The organism is Kytococcus sp. Marseille-QA3725, from assembly GCF_054950055.1.
The window spans coordinates 427,604-444,620 of sequence record NZ_JBUCLA010000002.1; the positions used below are offsets into that span (position 1 = coordinate 427,604).

The window sequence follows — 17,017 nt, forward strand, 5'->3', positions numbered from 1 at the left end:
TCTGGGGGCTCACCGGGTGCGCGACAACCGGGACGATCCCCGCCTCAGCGCCGGGCGGTCTCCCGACGCACGTTGAGGAATCCGGCCGAGAACAGCACCACCAGGGCGATGGCCCCGGCGACCAGGGCAGGACGGGTGTCCGCCGAGAAGCCCATGGCCAGGAGCACCGTCACCAGGAGCGCCATCGCCAGCACCGACGAGACGGGCCAGGCCGGCACGGGGAAGGCCCCGTCGGGCAGCTCCCCGCGGGCCACCCGGCGCCGCATCACGAAGTGGGCGGCCAGGATCATCAGCCAGACGAACACGGTCGCGAAGCTGGCCAGCGAGGCCAGCAGCACGAAGATCACGCCCGGCCAGATGACGTTGGCCACGAGTCCCAGGACCAGGACGACGCCAACCGTCGCGATCGCCGCGACGGGCACGCCGTTGCCGCGCACGAGCCCCAGTGCCCGCGGGGCGCGGCCGTGCTGGGCGAGGTCGTACAGGGTGCGGCCGGTCGCGAAGACGATGGCGTTGAGCGCGGAGAACGCGGCGATCACGACCACGGCGTTCAGCACGTGGCCGGCGGCGGGCAGGCCGACGGCGTCCAGCACCTGGACGAAGGGGGACTGCTCGTCGTTGATGGAGGTCCACGGGGCCAGGCACAGCATCACGCCGACCGAGCCGATGTAGAAGATGAGGATGCGCCACGGGACGGTATTGATGGCCTTGGGCATGGCCGTGTGCGGGTCGCGCGCCTCGGCCACGGTCATGCCGACGGTCTCCACGCCGCCGAAGGCGAACACGACGATGGTCAGCGCGACCACGACCGATCCCCAGCCGTTCGGGGCGAAGCCGCCGTGCTGCCACAGGTGCTCCACACCCGGCTGGCTGCCGGGCAGGCCGGCGCCGGTGAGCAGCAGACCCACGCCGAGCAGGATCATCGCCACGATGGCGCTGACCTTGATGAGCGTCAGCCAGAACTCGGTCTCGCCGAAGAAGCGGACGGCCGCCAGGTTGAGCAGGAGCACCAGGGCGATGACCAGGGTCATCCACACCCAGCCGGGCACGTCGGGCCACCAGTGGCCCAGGTACATGCGCAGCGCGGTGACGTCGGCGATGCCGACCAGCAGCAGCTCGATGGCGAAGATCCACCCCATGACGAAGCCGGCGACGCGCCCGAGGTAGTGCTCGGTGAAGTTCACGAAGCTCGGCGCGTGCGGGTGGCGCAGCACCATCTCGCCCAGGGCGCGCATGACGACGAAGATCGCGAGACCCGCGATCGCGTAGGCCACCAGCACGGCCGGTCCTGCCACCTGGATGGCGCTCCCCGAGCCGAGGAACAGGCCGGTGCCGATGGCGGTGCCCAGGGCGATGAACGTGATGTGCCGGGTCGACAGGCGCCGCTCGAGGTTGGTCTCGGGTGCGTCGTCGACCTTGGTGGCAACGTCCTGTGACGCGCTCACGGTGGTGCTCCGTTCGGGGGAGGGTCGGGTGACCGGTCAGCGTAGAACGGACCGGTGTCCCTGCCCACGCCCCACGCGGTGATGCAGGTCACATAACGGGCCGCGGTCGACGCCCCGGTGGGCGCCGGGGTGGTCGGGGCCCGGGGGCGGGCGCCGGACGTACGGTGGGGGCATGAGCCAGGGACCCGAGTTCAACCCGACCACCCCGCAGTACCCCGACCACGGCGCCGCGGGATGGGGGCCGGGTGGACCGGGCGGTGGGTACCGGGCGGACCACCCGGACGCCGTCGTCATCTTCGTCCTCGGGCTGGTCAGCCTGCTCATGCTGCCGCCGTTGGGCTTCCTGCCGTGGATCATGGGCAACCGGGCGCGGCGGGAGATCCGCCGGTCGCCGGGCGTCTACCGCAATGAGGGGCTGGTCACCGCGGGCTGGATCCTCGGCATCGTCGCCGCGGTCCTGACGCTGCTGTTCGTGCTGTTCATCGCCGGCATGATGATCTTCGGGCTGGCCCTGCCGCTCTTCCTCGTGGGCGCCGGCTGACGGTCCTCAGCCGACGGCCGGCTCCGGGGAGTTCTCCACGCCGCGCTCGCCCATCTGCTCGAGCTCCTTGCCGTTGGTCTCGTCCACGTAGCGCCACACGAACAGCAGCGAGAGCAGGGCGAAACCCGCGTACAGGCCGTAGGCGAGGCTCAGCGAGATCTCGGCGAGCCAGGGGAAGCTCATGGTGATGACGAAGTTGGCCAGCCACTGGGCCGCAGCCGCCACACCGAGGGCGAGCGAGCGGATCTGGTTGGGGAACATCTCGCCCAGCAGCACCCACACGACGGGACCCCAGGTGATGCCGAAGGCGACGATGAACACGTTGGCGGCCACCAGCGCGATGACGCCCCAGGGATCGGGCAGGTCGACCACCTGCTCGCCGTCGACGACGGAGCTGTTGGCCTGCGAGAACGCGAGGGCCATCGTGGCCAGCGAGGCGACCATGCCCGCGGAGCCGGTCAGCAGCAGCGGCCGGCGACCCACGCGGTCGATCAGCAGGATCGCCACGATGGTGACCACGATGTTGGTGACGGCCGTGCCGACGTTGATCATCATGGCCTGCGACTCCTCGAAGCCGACGGCCTGCCACAGCGTGGAGCCGAAGTAGAAGATCACGTTGATGCCGACGAACTGCTGGAAGATGCTCAGCAGGATGCCCACCCACACGATGGGCTTGAGCCCGGCGGCGGTGCCGGCCAGGTCGCCCAGGCTCTGTCGCTTCTCGGTGCGCAGGGTGCTGCGGATCTCCTCGATCTTGTGCTGCACCTCGCGGCCGCGCAGTCCCACCACGTCGCGCAGCAGCCGGCCGGCCTCGGCGAGCTGTCCCTTGCCCACCATGTAGCGCGGGGACTCGGGGATGCTCAGGGCCAGGACGCCGTACACGACGGCCGGGACGACGGCGGAGAGGAACATCCAGCGCCAGGCCTCCAGGCCGAACCACAGGTCGTTCGCGGCACCGTCGGCGAGCTCGGCCAGCCAGGCGTCCACGAGGAGGGCGGCGAACAGGCCGATGACGATCGCCAGCTGCTGCAGCGACCCGAGCTTGCCGCGGATGGCCGCCGGGGAGATCTCGGCGATGTAGGCCGGGGCCAGCACCGAGGCCATGCCGATGCCCGCGCCGCCGAGGGTGCGCCAGACCATGAGGTCCCACGGGGAGAAGGTGAGGTAGCTGCCGACGGCGGAGAGGGTGAACAGCACGGCGGCCACGACCATCGCGCGGGTGCGGCCGATGCGGTCGGCCAGGGCGCCGGCGAACCAGGCGCCGACCATCGCACCGAGCAGCGCGATCGCCACCACGAAGCCGATCATCGACGAGGAGAGCCCGTAGCGCTCCTGGATGGCGTTGACGCCGCCGTTGATGACGGCTGAGTCGTAGCCGAACAGGAACCCGCCCAGGGCGGCGACCAGGGCCAGCATGACGACCTGGTGGGAGCTCGCGGGCTCGGTGTCCGGAGTGCGATCAGGGGGCTCCTGTGCGGCGTGCGCGCCACTGGCTGCGAAAGTCATCGCGGCAGTGTGCGCTTCGTCGGGGGTCGTGACAACGCACCGCGCCGGACGAGCGGCATCCGATCAGGTCGGGTGGGTGGTCAGTCCGGGCGGGTGAGTTCCAGGAAGGCCCCGAGGGCGAGCAGGTCCTGCGGTGAGCTCGGGGCGATGTCCGTCAGCTCCTGCGAGCGCACCACGTAGGCGGCGACCTGGCCACGGGAGACGGCCACGTTGAGTCGATGCACGTCGAACAGGAAGGCCATGCCCCGCGAGACGCGGTCGCGTGCCGAGGCCGTCATGGAGAGGACGACCACCGGTGCCTCCTGCCCCTGGAAGGCGTCGACCGTGCCGACCGGGACGTCCTCGAGGCCGGCCGCGGCCAGCCGGGTGCGCAGCAGGTGCACCTGGGCGTTGTAGGGGGCGACCACGAGCACGTCCTCCGGTCCCAGCGGGCGCTCCTGCTCCCCAGCGGGTCGCCCGGTGTCCGTGAAGCGGCGACCGATCAGGTCCTGTACCAGGCGCACGACCTCGGCCGCCTCCTCCGGGCTGGCCACGGAGTTGTCGCGGTGGTCCACGGTCCGCACGTGCAGGCCGGGCTCGACGCCGTCGATGCTGCGCGCCGCGCTGACCTCCTCGTGGGCCCGGAGCCGCCCGTCGTAGGCGAGCGTGGAGACGCGGCGTGCCAGGGCCGGGTGCATGCGCCAGGTGGTGTCCAGGAAGTAGCCGTACCGCCGGGGCAGGACGTGCTCGTCGCCGACCAGCCACCCCAGCGCGGACTGCTCCAGCGGCTCGGGGTGGATGCCCTGCGACACCTGCGGCAGCTGCTGGGGGTCACCGAGGAGCAGCAGGTTGCGGGCGGCGCGGGAGCTCGCCAGCAGCGGTGCCAGCGAGAACTGGCCGGCCTCGTCGACCACCAGCAGGTCGAGACCCTCCGGTTCCAGGGCGGGATTGCTGAAGGTCCAGGCCGTCCCACCCACCACGAACCCGTGGCCGGCGGAGGTCTGCTCCTCCACCCAGGCCGCCGGCTGCCCGGACCCCTTGATGCGGGTGAACGCGGCCTGGGCGTTCTCCGGCCGGGCCTGCTTCCCCACGCGCACGTCCGGCACGCCCGCGCGCACGCAGGCGGCCAGGAAGTTCTCCACCGCGGCGTGGGACTGCGCCACCACGCCCACGCGCCAGCCCCGGGCCACCAGGGCGGCCACCACGCGGGAGCCCAGGTAGGTCTTGCCGGTGCCGGGAGGGCCCTGCACGGCCAGGTAACTGTTCTGCAGCATCTGCACCGCGGCGGTCACGGCGTCGATGCCGGTCCCGATGCCGGGGTCGCCCACCTGCGGCAGCAGGGTGCGCCGGGTGTCCGGCCCCTCGGTGTCGCCACGGCCGGTGCCGGGGGTCTCGTCGGCGCCCGCGGGTGCCTCCCCGGCCGGTGCCTCCCCGACCAGGCGCGGCGCGCGGCGGGCCAGCACGTCCAGGCCGGCGGTGGTCGGCAGCAGCTCGGAGGACCCGGAGTCGCGGTGGGCGAGCACACCGGCGGCCAGCTCCAGCAGGGCGGCGTCCAGGTGGGTGGTGCTCGGCGGCGCGGTGGGGCCGAAGCCCACGGGTACCGCATCGGTGGGCGGCACCTCGGGGCGGTCCGGCCGGGGCCGCGGGCAGGCCACGGTCACGGTGCACACCTGCAGGCCGGTGGCGGGGTCGGTGCGCGAGTCGGTCACCTCGGCCGAGGACGGCCACGCCACGTGCGGGTACCCGCCCTCGGGCACCAGGCCCTGCGGGTGCGGTGCGCCGAACACGGCCACCAGCCCCGTGCCGGGTGGCACCGGACGGCCGCCGGTGTCCACGCGCACCCCCAGCGTGCGGCGGGGGCTGCTGCGCGGCGTGGGGCGCTCCCAGTCGTCGGTCCAGGCGGCGCGGTCCACGGTGGCCACGCCGGAGGTCAGCGGCCACTCGGCCACGGGCAGGGCCAGACGTTCGAAGTGCCCCCACCAGTGCGGCTTGTGTTCGCGGCGGTAGTACTGCGGGGCGGCGCCCACCATGGCCAGCGCCTGCTCGTCGGGGGTCCGCTCACCGGCCGGGGGCAGGTCCAGGGCGCGGACGCGCTCCTCGGCGTCCCGCGCGGCGGCCCACCGGTCCGGCGCGGTGGGCTCCGGTGCCTCGGGCAGGGCCGGCTCGGGCACGTCGGGCTCGGGAGCGTCCGGCGCGTCGTCACCTGCCCCCGCCACGGCATCGTGCTGGGCGAGCAGCCAGTCGCGCAGCCGCCAGGTGGACTCGCAGTCCAGCTCGTTGTAGGCCCGGATGCGTTCCAGCAGGCCGGCCGCCCGTTCGGACTCGCCGGCGTCGCGGGCGGTGCAGTACCGCTGGTACTCCACGATGGAGTCGGCCCCGCCGGTCACCCCGTCGGCGCCGCGGGCCGGCATATAGAGCGGTTCCAGCTTCTTGATGGAGTAGCTCGCCTGGCTCACCCGCACGCCGACGCGCACGGTGGCGTAGAGGTCCACGAACACGTGCTGGCGCAGCAGGTCGTCCAGCTGCTCGGCCCCGATGCCGTGCACCGCCGTGAGGCGCTTGAGGGCGGTCACCTCGTAGGGCGCGTAGTGGTAGACGTGCAGGTCCGGGTACCGGCGGCGGCGTGCGGCCAGCCAGGCCAGGAACTCCGCCAGCGCCCGTCCCTCCTCGGCGCGGTCGTGGGCCCACCACGCCCGGTAGCGCGCGCCATGCTCGTCGGGCGGGCCGTAGGCGGCCGGGTCGTCGACCTCACCGGCCTCGCCGTCCGCGGCACGGACGCCGGCAGCCGGGTCGTCCAGCACCTCCACGCCGAAGAGGTACTCCAACCCGCTCGGCGCCCCCGGCGCGGGCCGCCACAGCGGGTCGCCCTCGAAGTCGAAGAACACGTCACCGGGGCTCGGCTCGGGCAGGGCGGCCAGCGCTTCGGCCGAGACCACCTCGCTGAGCACCACCTCCGGGGCGTCGGGGTCGGACTCGCGCGCGGCGGCGGTGGCCTCCCGGGCCCGCACCTGCAGGGCCGCTTGGGCGCGCAGGGCCTCGAAGTCGGCCTGCCGGATGCCGCGGGGGGCCTGCGTGGCGGTGGCCAGCTGCGCCATGGTGGTGATGCCGTGCGCGTGCAGGGCCTTGCGCCGCGGCATCGACATGCCGGCCACGCCGAGCAGGTCGTCGCCCGCGGCCGCGCGGGGTGCGCACACGTCGCAGCGCCCGCACGCAGCGACCCCGTCCACGCCCCACTCCACCGGTCTGTCGGCGTCCCGGTGGCTGCGCAGCAGGCGTGACATGCGGGCCCAGCGCTCCCGGACCACCGCGACCGTGGGGCCGGCGGGGTGCGACTCCACCGCGCCCGTCCCGAGCGCGAGGTCAACCTCGCCCGCCATCGGGAGCCCCGCACGCGCCAGGGCCTCGGCGTAGGCGCCCACCTGCAGCATCGAGGCAACCGTGGAGTGGGCCGCGAGCTTGGTGTCGCTCACCCGCCACCCCCCGGGGGTGCGGACGAGGAAGTCGACCAGGCCGCTCAGGGGCAGCAGGGGCGTGCCGTCGGCAGCGGTGCCCTCGAGCAGCACGGGGGCCTGGTGCACCACCTGCACCTCGGGGCGGTGGCACTGCTCCACGGTCCACGCCATGCCCTCGGCCAGTGCGTTCCACGTGAAACCGCGCGGGCGCTCGCCGGTCACCACACCGGCGCCGAACTGCTCGCGCAGCCGCTCCAGCTCGCGGGTCTCGTGGGCCGTGCCCAGCTCGGCCAGGTGGTCCAGCATCGGGTCGTCGGCCACCTCGCGCGGGGCCCGCCCGAGGGTGGTGTCCAACTGGTGCAGCAGGGCGAACTCGCACTCGCTCGCCAGGCGGAGGTCCTGCGCGCTGGTGACCAGTGCACCGTCGTCGAGGAGCAGCATGCGTGAAGCCTAGGTGTTCTCGGCCATCAGGTTGGTGACAGTCGGCTGGTGGGTGGGAGTCCTCCCAGGGCGCTGTGGCCGCGGTCAGTGTTGTAGTGCTCCAGCCAGGGTGCAAGCGCCTCGCGGCGGGCCTGGTTGCTGGTGAAGACCTGTCGGTAGGCCCACTCGCTTGCCAGGGTCCGGTTGAAGCGTTCGACTTTCCCGTTCTGCCACGGGCAGTGCGGGCGGATGAAGACCTGCCGGGCCCCCAGGACGGCCACCGCTTGGGCGAAGACCGTGCTCTTGCGGTAGGCCAGCGCGTTGTCGCTCATCACCCGCTCGATCGTGCCGATCCCGTGGGCGGCGAAGTAGGCCGCGGCCCGGGCGAGGAATCCCGCGCAGGTGGTGGCCTTCTCGTCGTCGTGGATCTCGCTGTAGGCCAACCGGGAATGGTCATCGACCATCGAGTGCACGTAGTCGTACCCCACCGGGCCCCGCCGACACTTCGCCACCTGGGTGGCCGCCCGCCCACGGGCCCGCCACCCACCACCGTCGGGGATCTTCCCGATCTTCTTCACGTCCACGTGGACCAGCTCACCGGGACGGTCCCGCTCGTAGCGGACCGTGGTGGCCTTCGATGCCCGGATGACCTGTCCGGTCAACGGGTCGCAGTCCCGCAGCAGGGCCACACCGTGACGGTGCAGGATCCGGTTGATCGTGCGCGCTGGGACACCGACCCGGGCCGCCAGGACGTCCTGCCCGACCCGGTGACGCGCCCGGGCCGCCACCACCTCGGTCTCGATGTGCGGGGCCGTACGCCGCGGCATCGAGTGCGGCCGGGAGGACCGTGTGAGCAACCCGGCCTCACCCTCGGCGGCATACCGGGCGATCCACGTCGCCACGGTCTTGCGAGAGACACCCATCGCCGCGGCGATATGAGCCTGTTTCCACCCTGCCTGGTACCGCTGAACGATCAACCGCCTGCCATGGACAGTCAGACGGGCACTACCGTGGGACACGAGAACCTCCGCTGGTTGTGGGCCCTAGACAAGCCACATCCCAGCCGGAGGTTCTCCCACGTCCAAGCCCCTACCACTGCTACCAACCTCCTGGCCGAGAACACCTAGGGGCGTGGCCGGCGTGGTCCCCCGGGCCCCCGGTGCGGGTGCACGACCTCCCCCCTGAGGGGGAGTGCCCTCGACGAGTTCCATGGTTTCAATGGACTCGTCCGCGATAACCGGTCATGCTGGGAACACTCCGTGATCGGTCGGGGCACACACTGAACACCACTTCACCGCGCGTCCTTGGGCGTGCACGAGAGGGAACTCATGAACATCACCAAGATCGCCGGCGGCTCCCTGGCCGCGGCCGTGGCCGTGACCGGTATGACCTTCGTCGGTGGCACCGCTGCCCAGGCCGCTCCCGGTGACGACCTGCCCACCTGCACCAACTTCTCGGGTGCCGGCTCGCACAAGATCACCGACGTCGACGGTGACGGCAAGGCCAGCCCCGGCGACAAGATCGCCCTGACCGTGACCCTGAAGAACTCCTCCTCCGCCGACGTGAACATGCTGAACTTCAGCACCGTGTACGCCGACGCCAACGGTGGCTCCGCCTACTACACCCTCAAGGGCAAGAGCGGTGACGACACCCTCGAGGCCGGTGGCACCTTCACCATGACCGGTGAGCACACCATCAAGGAGGGCGACTTCGGCAAGACCAACCCGGTCACCCTGCAGACCACCGGTTGGGAGGTCACCGGCGACAACAACTGCTACTTCGACGTTCCCTCGATCTCCTTCGAGGGTTCGGACCTGGGTGGCGAGGCCCCGAAGCCGGAGGACCCCAAGCCGGAGCCCAAGCCCGAGCCGAAGCCGGAGAAGCCCGAGCCGAAGCCGGAGAAGCCCGAGGGCCCCATCTCTGACACCGGTTACACCACCGGCCAGGACAACACCGCCGTCGCCGGCATGGCCGGTGCCGGTCTGCTGCTGGCCGGTGCCGCCACGCTGGGTGCCACCCGCGTGCGCCGCAACAACGGCTGATCCAGCCCGCACGAAGGCCGGAGGGCCGGCTCCCCACGGGGAGTCGGCCCTCCGGCCTTCGTCTGCCCTTGCGGCCGAAGCAGGCAGGGCAGACGGCTGTCAGCCCTTGCGGCCGGGCAGGCGCGGGCGCCAGCGGCTCAGCGGCGCGTCGTCACCGGTGTGCCGCACGCCCTTGGCCTCCGGGTCGGTCGGGCGCGGGCTGGGCGTCTCGATGGAGTCGACCACCTCCACCTCGGGGTACTCCGGGGTCCACATGAGGTTGGCGATGGTCTCCCGCGGGTTCTCCAGCTCCAGGGTGGCCACGCCCTCCTCGACGGCGGCGGCGGCCACGCGCTCGGCCACGGCCGCGGACACGGCGCGCAGCTCCCGCATCGAGGGCAGCACGGCCGCGCCCTGCGTGCCCACGGTGGTCATGTCAGCCACGGCCTGGGCGGCGGCGGTGATCATGCCGTCGGTCAGGCGGGTGGCGCGCACGGCCACGGTGCCCAGGCCCATGCCGGGGAACACGAGCGCGTTGTTGGCCTGCGCGATGGTGTAGGTCACCTCGTCGCGCACCACCGGCTTGAACGGCGACCCGGTGGCGATGAGCGCGCCGCCGTCGGTCCACTCCAGCAGGTCCTCCGGCACGGCCTCGGCCTTGGAGGTCGGGTTGCTCAGCGGCAGGATGATGGGCCGCTCGGTGACCGAGGCCATCTCCCGCACGATCTCCTCGGTGAACGCCCCGGCCTGTGCGGAGGTGCCGATGAGGATCGTCGGCTGCGCGCGCCGCACGGTCTCCTCCAGCGAGTAGTTGCCGTCCTTGTCGGCCTCCCACTCCTCGAGCTCCGAGGTCTCCCGGGCGTAGCGCTCCTGGAAGGGGCGCATCCGGCCGCCGGTGTGGATCAGGCCGCGGCTGCCCAGGCCCCAGAAGCGGGCGGAGGCCTCGTCGGGGTCCAGCCCCTCGCTGATCATGATGTCGCGCATCAGGTCGGCGATGCCGATGCCGGCGGTGCCCGCGCCGTGGATGACCACGCGCTGCTCGGAGAGCTGCTCGCCCTTGGCCTTGCAGGCCGCCAGGGCGGAGGCCACCACCACGGCGGCGGTGCCCTGGATGTCGTCGTTGAAGCTGCAGGTCTGGTCGCGGTACTCGTCCAGGATGGTGTGGGCGTTGGTCGCGCCGAAGTCCTCCCAGTGCAGCAGGGCCTTGGGGAAGCGCTCCTGCACGGCCGCCACGAAGTCGCCGATGAAGGCGTCGTACTCCTCGCCCCGCACGCGCTCGCGGCGCAGGCCCAGGTAGTTGGGGTCGTGCAGCAGGGCCAGGTTGTCGGTGCCCACGTCGAGCACCACCGGGAGCACCCGCATCGGGTGGATGCCGGCGGCGGTGGTGTACACGGCGGACTTGCCGATGGCGATGCGGATGCCGCCGACGCCCTGGTCGCCGATGCCGAGGATGCCCTCGGAGTCGGTGACCACCACGATGTCGACGTCGTCTGGGCCGTTGCCGTAGGCGGCCAGAGCGGAGGCGATGCCCTCGGCGCCGCCGTGGTCCTCGATGGACAGGTAGATGCCGCGCTGCCGGTCGAAGGTGGAGGAGAACTGCTGGATCGCCTCACCCACGGTGGGGGTGTAGATGATCGGCATCATCTCGTCCAGGTGGTCGGATACCAGGCGGTGGAACAGGATCTCGTTGAGGTCCTGCAGCGTGTTCAGGTACACGTACTTGGCCAGGTTGGTGGGCTGCATCTGGAACTGGCCGTAGCAGCGGCGCACCTGGTCGTCGATGGTGTTGACCGCCGGTGGGATGAGGCCGCGCAGGCCCAGCGCGTCGCGGTCCTCGAGGCTGAAGGCGGACCCGCGGTTGAGCATGGGGCGCGCCAGGACCTGGCGGCCGCGGACGGCGATCTGGACGGTCTCGTGACCGTCTTCGTTCCGGAACTGGTACTGGCGAGGCATGTGACCAACGTATCTCCCACCCCGCAGGAAGAGAGAGGGTATGTGAGGGGCCACGACCGGGCGAGGAAGGCAAGGATCACCTCCTGACACGGGGAACCGCGGAGTACTAGCGTGCTTCGTATGAAGACACCGCAGCTGTCGCCCCAGTCCGCCGAGATCGTCGCCGCCACCGCCGGCGTGGTCTCCGAGCACGCCGTCGAGATCACCAAGACCTTCTACCCCAACATGTTCGAGGCGCACCCGGAGCTCATGCGGGTCTTCAACAAGGCCAACCAGGCCATCGGTGAGCAGCCGGTCGCCCTGGCCAGCTCGGTGGTGGCCTACGCGGTCCACCTGATCGACCCCGACGCCCCGGACTTCACCCCGGTGATGCAGCGCATCGCCCACAAGCACGTCTCGCTGGGCATCAAGGCCACCGAGTACACGATCGTCGGCCACTACCTGCTCGAGGCCGTCGGCCAGGTGCTCGGTGACGCGGTCACCCCCGAGGTCGCCGCGGCCTGGGACGAGGTCTACTGGCTGTTCGGGACCCAGCTGATCGCCGAGGAGGCCAAGTTGTACGCGCTCGCCGGGGTGGACCCGGAGGAGCCGTGGCGCAAGTACGAGGTGACTGACCGCGTGGAGGAGACCGACGAGGTCTTCTCGCTGACCATCAAGCCGGTCGAGGGCGAGCTCCCGGAGCACCAGACCGGCCAGTACGTGGCGATCGCCGTGGACCTGCCGAACGGGGAGCGCCAGCCGCGCCAGTACACGATCTCCGGTGCCCCCGAGGGCGCCTTCCAGGTGACGATCCGCCGCGTGAAGGGCGTGGACGGCCACCCGGACGGCCAGGTCTCCACCTTCCTGTACGAGAACGCGAAGCCGGGCACCGTGCTCGACGTCTCCACCCCCTCGGGTGACGTGGTGCTGGAGGACTCCGACGCCCCGCTGGTGCTCGCCTCCGCCGGCATCGGCATCACCCCGATGGCCGCGATCATCGACGACCTGGCCGAGCGCCAGCCGCAGCGCCCGGTGATCCTGCTGCACGCCGACCGCACCTCCAGCGCCCACGCCCTGGTGGACGCGATGGAGGGCTCCAGCTCCCGCCTGTCCGACGTGGCCAGCCACGTCTGGTACGAGGAGATGGACGAGGCCGGCGAGGCCCGTGGCGCCCGTCCGGGTCGGATGGACCTGTCCGACCTCGAGGTGCCCACCAACGCCGAGGTGTTCATGTGCGGCCCGCTGCCCTTCATGCGCGCCGTGCGCCGCACCCTCATGGACAAGGGCGTGGACTCGCGCAACATCTCCTACGAGGTGTTCGGCCCGGACCTGTGGGCCCAGGACCCGGACAACGACGCCGTCGAGCAGGAGGCCGCGCTGAACGCGGGCTGACCGTGACCAGCTGACGACGCACCACGAGGGGCGCCCCTGACCACGCGGTCGGGGGCGCCCCAGTGTTCGGTCAAGACCTGGACAGGAGTCGGGCAGACCCGTTGCCCGGTACCGGGGGCGCTTCGACGATGACGACAACGGCCTGCGCACACGGCCGGTTACCCCTCAGCACAGGAGCCGCCTCCGGGTGGCCCCCGACCCAGGAGATGACCATGCGTCGCACCACTCTCACCGCCCTCGTGGCCGCCCCGGTGGCCGCCCTGTCCGTGACCGGGATGGGCCTGTCCTCCACCGCCCTGGCCTCCAGCCCCTTCATGGGTGCCGAGTCCGCCGCGGTCGCCGACTTCCAGGCCCCCAACGGTGGCGTGGACGAGTCGACCGTCTACGTCGTGACCTCCGCCGACGAGCACGCCCAGCACTTCGGCGCCGCCCAGGAGCTGGACACCGTGCGGGACGCCGCGGGCCAGGAGCTCGTCATCTCGCGCACCACCGCCGACCGCGTTCCGGAGATGAACCGGGCCGAGGCCGGCGAGCGGGCCCCGGGCTTCCGCACCTTCTCCACGCGCGCCGAGGCCGAGCAGTTCGTGGCCGACGACCGTTCCGCCGAGGGCATCTCGAAGACGCTCGAGCTGCCGCCGGTCGACAACCAGAAGACCGTCGAGCCCTGGCTGGAGGAGGTGAAGGAGGAGCGCATCCGCCAGTCGATCACCGACCTGTCCACCAACTGGCCCAACCGCTACTACTCCTCCAGCCACGGCAAGCAGGCCTCCGCCTACGTGCACGACGCCTGGACCAAGATCGCGGGCGACCGCGAGGACGTGAAGGTCGCCTACGACGAGTCCTGCGGCAGCGACTGCGGCGTGCAGCAGAACGTGACCATGACCGTCGAGGGCACTGAGAACCCCGACGAGATCGTGGTCATCGGCGCCCACTTCGACTCGGTCTCCGACTCCGGTCAGGGCGATGACATGGACGCCCCGGGCGCCGACGACAACGCCTCGGCGACGGCCACCGTCACCGAGATCGCGCAGGTGGCGCTGGCCAACGGCTGGAAGCCCAAGCGCACCGTCGTGTTCGCGGCCTACGCCGCCGAGGAGGTCGGCTTGGTGGGCTCCAACGCCATGGCGCAGTCCTACGCCTCCGAGGGCAAGAACGTGGTGGGCGTGCTCAACATGGACATGACCAACTACGACGGTGGCAGCACGGACATGGCCCTCATGCAGGACAACGTGAACACCGAGCTGAACGCCTTCAACGAGGAGGTCTTCAACACCTACCTGGAGCCGAAGGGCATGACCCTCGGCGCCCTGGAGTGCGGCTACGGCTGCTCGGACCACGCCTCGTGGACCTCGGCCGGCTACCCCGCCACGATGATGTCCGAGTCCGAGCTCTTCCCCCAGCTGCACACCCCGCAGGACACCCTGGAGAACACGGGTGGCACCGCGGAGCACTCGGTGAAGTTCGCGCAGTTCGGCCTGGCCTTCCTGGGCGAGATGGCCAAGACGGGCGCCTGATCCTCGGGTGATGCCCACGGGGCCGGCAGCGGATCATCCGCTGCCGGCCCCGTTCGTTCGTGTGGGCGGGAGGACTGCGTCAGGCCGCGGTGCCGACCTCCTGCTCGACCAGCGCCGGGCGGCGCCGGGCGGCGGTCGACCCGGAGTGGTTGACACCGCTGGCACGGGCGCCGATGGCCACCGCCACCCAGCCGATCGCCAGACCGGCGAGGTTGTCGAGGATGTAGTGCCACCCGAAGTAGATGGTGGCCAGGAAGGTCAGGCCGAAGAAGGCCCAGGCGGTCCAGCGCAGGGCGCGGTGGAGGCCGAGGCGCTGGATGATGAGCGCGGCCGTGAAGGTGACCGACACGTGCAGCGAGGCGAACGCCGCGACACCGTTGAGGCCGGCCAGTGCGGGCTCGGCGAGGAACTCCATCCGGTTCTCCAGCAGGGCGTCCTGGAGTCGCTCCACCCCCGTGTAGGGCAGCGAGGCGTCCATGGCGGGGTCGGCGTACACCGGGCCGAGGGCCGGCAGCAGGTAGTAGCTCAGCGCGCCCAGCGGCCAGTTGAGGCTCAGCGCGGTGGAGTACCAGGCGCCGATGCGCAGGTTGCGCACGCACACCAGGAAGATGGCCAGGCTCAGCGGCACCAGTGGCATGTAGAGCATGTACACGGTCGACAGGACGTGGGCCATGAGATCCACGCCGAGCACCGCGTGGAGCAGGGCCGCGGGGTCGTGGCCACCGACCAGCATGCGGTCCAGGACCAGCAGCTGCTGGTCGTACAGGACGTTCTCCCGCGCCAGCGGCAGCTGTCCCTTGAGGTTTCGGTAGCTCACGTAGCAGAGGTAGAAGGCCGCCACGCCCAGCAGGACGTGCACGATCCGGCGACGGTCCCAGTCGTGCCGCACCACGTCGGTGACGGCACCGGGCAGGTCGCGGACGCGGAAGCGGCAGCGCGCCAGGGCGGTGAGCAGGATGGCGAGCCCGACGAACATCAGCGTCACGAGGGGCATGCGGACATACGCGGGGCCGAGGAACCCCTCCGGGTCCCGCAGGGGGACCCCCTCGGTCCGGGAGCCGACGACGGCGACCGCGCTCGCAGCGACGGCCACCGCAGCGGCCAACGCGTGCGGGTGGTTGCCGACGATTTTCATCGACTTATCATGACACCTGGGTTACCGAAAGGTGAACTCGCGACGTCATGCGGTGTGTCACCAGGGGTGGGGCTCGAAGTCCTTGAGGAAGACGCCGTACAGGTCCTCGCCGGCCTCTCCGCGCACGATGGGGTCGTACACGCGGGCGGCGCCGTCCACCAGGTCCAGCGGGGCGTGCCAGCCCTCGGCGGCGATGCGCAGCTTCTCGTGGTGGGGGCGCTCGTCGGTGATCCACCCGGTGTCCACGGCGGTCATGAGGATGCCGTCGGTCTGGAGCATCTCCCCGGCGCTGGTGCGCGTGAGCATGTTGAGCGCGGCCTTGGCCATGTTCGTGTGGGGGTGGCCCGAGCCCTTGTAGCGGCGGGAGAACTGCCCCTCCATCGCCGAGACGTTGACCACGTAGCTGCGGCGGGCGCCCCGGCGGACGGCCTCGGCCAGCGCCGGGCGCAGGCGGGAGACGAGCAGGAAGGGCGCCACGGAGTTGCAGAGCTGCACCTCGAGCAACTCCATCGGGTCGACCTCCTGCACCTTCTGCTTCCAGGAGTTCACCTGCTGGACATCCGGGAGCAGCCCGCCCGCATCGAGCGCGGTGCCCGACTGGTGCGCCTCCAGGCTCGCCGACCCGGCCCGCAGCGCCAGGCGGGTCATGTCCGATGCGGTGAGGGCCGTCCCGCCCTCCGCGTGCGCCACCGCGTGCTCGTTCAGCGAGCCGACCAGGGCGGCCGGGTGGGCCTCGCTGATGCGGTCGAAGGCCAGCATCGCCGGGCGGAGCTCGTCCCCGGTGAGCGGCTGCTTCTCGCCCTCGGTCAGGTGGGAGTAGGAGCCCGGCGTGCGGCGGACGGTCTGGCAGGCGTTGTTGATGAGCACGTCCAGCGGGCCGCCGGCGGCCACCTCGTCGGCCAGGGCGATCACCTGGGTGGGGTCGCGCAGGTCGATGCCGACGATCGTGAGCCGGTCGATCCAGTCCTCGTGGTCCGCCTGGGCGGCGAAGCGGCGGGCGGCGTCGCGGGGGAAGCGGGTGGTGATGGTCAGCTCGGCGCCGTCGCGCAGCAGCATCAGCGCGATGTACATGCCGATCTTGGCGCGGCCGCCGGTGAGCAGGGCGCGCTTGCCGCGCAGGTCGGTGTGCTGGTCGCGCCGCTGGTGGCTCGTGCCGGCGCAGCGGGGGCAGAGCCAGTGGTAGAAGCTGTCGACGCTGGTGAACTTCTCGTGGCAGATGTAGCAACCCCGCGGGATGTTCAGCTCGCCGATGACGTGGCCCGGGCCCGCCAGACCGGTCGGGGTCTCCAGCAGGATGCCGGCGGTCTCGTCGTCGATGCGCTGCGGACTGCCGGTGGCGGTGCGCTCCATGAGGCGCTGGTCGGCGTCCAGGAGGGGCTGGCGCTGGGCCCGGCGGGCCTCGGCGCGGCGCGCCTTGCGGACGGCCTTGTACATGCGGCCCGCGGCGCGCTTGACCGTCTCGATGTCCGGGTGGCCCTTCGGCAGCTCGTGCAGGGAGCCCAGGACGCGGAGGGTGGCCTCGAGGTCGGCCGGGTCGATGCCGGGTACCGAGGCGTCGCCCGGGGCGGGGTCGTGACCGCCGTCCGGGGTGGGGTCGTCGCCGGCTGCGGTGGGCCGGCCGCCCGGGTCGGCGTGGTCGTGGGGCTGCACGGGGCGCATCGTAGGTGCTGGCGTGCACAG

Annotated in this window: 11 protein-coding genes; 4 read left to right on the top strand and 7 right to left on the bottom strand. The window is 71.7% G+C overall.

Annotated features, from left to right (window positions below; all coding sequences use genetic code 11):
• Positions 1 to 44 precede the first annotated feature (44 nt).
• On the bottom strand, positions 45 to 1,445 hold the full coding sequence (locus ACY8FT_RS10120; protein ID WP_462418769.1) for an amino acid permease: 1,401 nt from the start codon (positions 1,443 to 1,445) through the stop codon (positions 45 to 47).
• Between the two features lie 172 nt (positions 1,446 to 1,617).
• Between ACY8FT_RS10120 and ACY8FT_RS10125 the strand changes: the two genes are divergently transcribed.
• Positions 1,618 to 1,986: a DUF4190 domain-containing protein gene (locus ACY8FT_RS10125; protein WP_462418770.1), complete on the top strand. Its 369-nt coding sequence runs from the start codon at positions 1,618 to 1,620 to the stop codon at positions 1,984 to 1,986.
• A gap of 6 nt (positions 1,987 to 1,992) precedes the next feature.
• Here the strand turns inward: ACY8FT_RS10125 and ACY8FT_RS10130 are convergent, their stop codons facing one another.
• The 3 genes from ACY8FT_RS10130 to ACY8FT_RS10140 all read right to left on the bottom strand — a co-directional run bounded on the left by ACY8FT_RS10130 (position 1,993) and on the right by ACY8FT_RS10140 (position 8,362).
• The gene (locus tag ACY8FT_RS10130; protein WP_462418771.1) at positions 1,993 to 3,492 is read right to left on the bottom strand and encodes a sugar porter family MFS transporter; all 1,500 of its coding nucleotides are present in this window, start codon (positions 3,490 to 3,492) and stop codon (positions 1,993 to 1,995) included.
• A gap of 80 nt (positions 3,493 to 3,572) precedes the next feature.
• Complete coding sequence (locus ACY8FT_RS10135; RefSeq protein WP_462418772.1) at positions 3,573 to 7,364, bottom strand: TM0106 family RecB-like putative nuclease; 3,792 nt, start codon at positions 7,362 to 7,364, stop codon at positions 3,573 to 3,575.
• 26 nt (positions 7,365 to 7,390) lie between these two features.
• Positions 7,391 to 8,362: an IS481 family transposase gene (locus ACY8FT_RS10140; protein WP_462417950.1), complete on the bottom strand. Its 972-nt coding sequence runs from the start codon at positions 8,360 to 8,362 to the stop codon at positions 7,391 to 7,393.
• A gap of 309 nt (positions 8,363 to 8,671) precedes the next feature.
• Here ACY8FT_RS10140 and ACY8FT_RS10145 point away from each other — a divergent pair, with 309 nt between their 5' ends.
• Positions 8,672 to 9,385 (top strand): hypothetical protein, encoded by a 714-nt coding sequence (locus ACY8FT_RS10145; RefSeq protein WP_462418773.1) that lies wholly within the window; start codon positions 8,672 to 8,674, stop codon positions 9,383 to 9,385.
• Positions 9,386 to 9,484: 99 nt separating this feature from the next.
• On the opposite strand, the gene ACY8FT_RS10150 is transcribed toward ACY8FT_RS10145, so the two are convergent.
• On the bottom strand, positions 9,485 to 11,317 hold the full coding sequence (locus ACY8FT_RS10150) for an NAD-dependent malic enzyme (protein WP_462418774.1): 1,833 nt from the start codon (positions 11,315 to 11,317) through the stop codon (positions 9,485 to 9,487).
• A 120-nt stretch (positions 11,318 to 11,437) separates the two neighbouring features.
• Here ACY8FT_RS10150 and ACY8FT_RS10155 point away from each other — a divergent pair, with 120 nt between their 5' ends.
• Both ACY8FT_RS10155 and ACY8FT_RS10160 read left to right on the top strand, forming a co-directional pair.
• Complete coding sequence (locus tag ACY8FT_RS10155; RefSeq protein WP_462418775.1) at positions 11,438 to 12,688, top strand: globin domain-containing protein; 1,251 nt, start codon at positions 11,438 to 11,440, stop codon at positions 12,686 to 12,688.
• Positions 12,689 to 12,900: 212 nt separating this feature from the next.
• On the top strand, positions 12,901 to 14,202 hold the full coding sequence (locus tag ACY8FT_RS10160; RefSeq protein WP_462418776.1) for a M20/M25/M40 family metallo-hydrolase: 1,302 nt from the start codon (positions 12,901 to 12,903) through the stop codon (positions 14,200 to 14,202).
• A 79-nt stretch (positions 14,203 to 14,281) separates the two neighbouring features.
• Here the strand turns inward: ACY8FT_RS10160 and ACY8FT_RS10165 are convergent, their stop codons facing one another.
• Together ACY8FT_RS10165 and ACY8FT_RS10170 are read right to left on the bottom strand one after the other, a co-directional pair.
• Complete coding sequence (locus tag ACY8FT_RS10165; protein ID WP_462418777.1) at positions 14,282 to 15,337, bottom strand: phosphatase PAP2 family protein; 1,056 nt, start codon at positions 15,335 to 15,337, stop codon at positions 14,282 to 14,284.
• 57 nt (positions 15,338 to 15,394) lie between these two features.
• Positions 15,395 to 16,996 (bottom strand): SDR family NAD(P)-dependent oxidoreductase, encoded by a 1,602-nt coding sequence (locus ACY8FT_RS10170; RefSeq protein WP_462418778.1) that lies wholly within the window; start codon positions 16,994 to 16,996, stop codon positions 15,395 to 15,397.
• Positions 16,997 to 17,017: the final 21 nt, after the last annotated feature.

What these genes read in the sequence shown, in the direction of transcription:
- ACY8FT_RS10150 (WP_462418774.1), bottom strand. Translation starts at nt 11,317, where the DNA reads ATGCCTCGCCAGTACCAGTTCCGGAACGAAGACGGTCACGAGACCGTC.
- ACY8FT_RS10170 (WP_462418778.1), bottom strand. Translation starts at nt 16,996, where the DNA reads ATGCGCCCCGTGCAGCCCCACGACCACGCCGACCCGGGCGGCCGGCCC.
- ACY8FT_RS10165 (WP_462418777.1), bottom strand. Translation starts at nt 15,337, where the DNA reads ATGAAAATCGTCGGCAACCACCCGCACGCGTTGGCCGCTGCGGTGGCC.
- ACY8FT_RS10145 (WP_462418773.1), top strand. Translation starts at nt 8,672, where the DNA reads ATGAACATCACCAAGATCGCCGGCGGCTCCCTGGCCGCGGCCGTGGCC.
- ACY8FT_RS10130 (WP_462418771.1), bottom strand. Translation starts at nt 3,492, where the DNA reads ATGACTTTCGCAGCCAGTGGCGCGCACGCCGCACAGGAGCCCCCTGAT.
- ACY8FT_RS10155 (WP_462418775.1), top strand. Translation starts at nt 11,438, where the DNA reads ATGAAGACACCGCAGCTGTCGCCCCAGTCCGCCGAGATCGTCGCCGCC.
- ACY8FT_RS10135 (WP_462418772.1), bottom strand. Translation starts at nt 7,364, where the DNA reads ATGCTGCTCCTCGACGACGGTGCACTGGTCACCAGCGCGCAGGACCTC.
- ACY8FT_RS10125 (WP_462418770.1), top strand. Translation starts at nt 1,618, where the DNA reads ATGAGCCAGGGACCCGAGTTCAACCCGACCACCCCGCAGTACCCCGAC.
- ACY8FT_RS10160 (WP_462418776.1), top strand. Translation starts at nt 12,901, where the DNA reads ATGCGTCGCACCACTCTCACCGCCCTCGTGGCCGCCCCGGTGGCCGCC.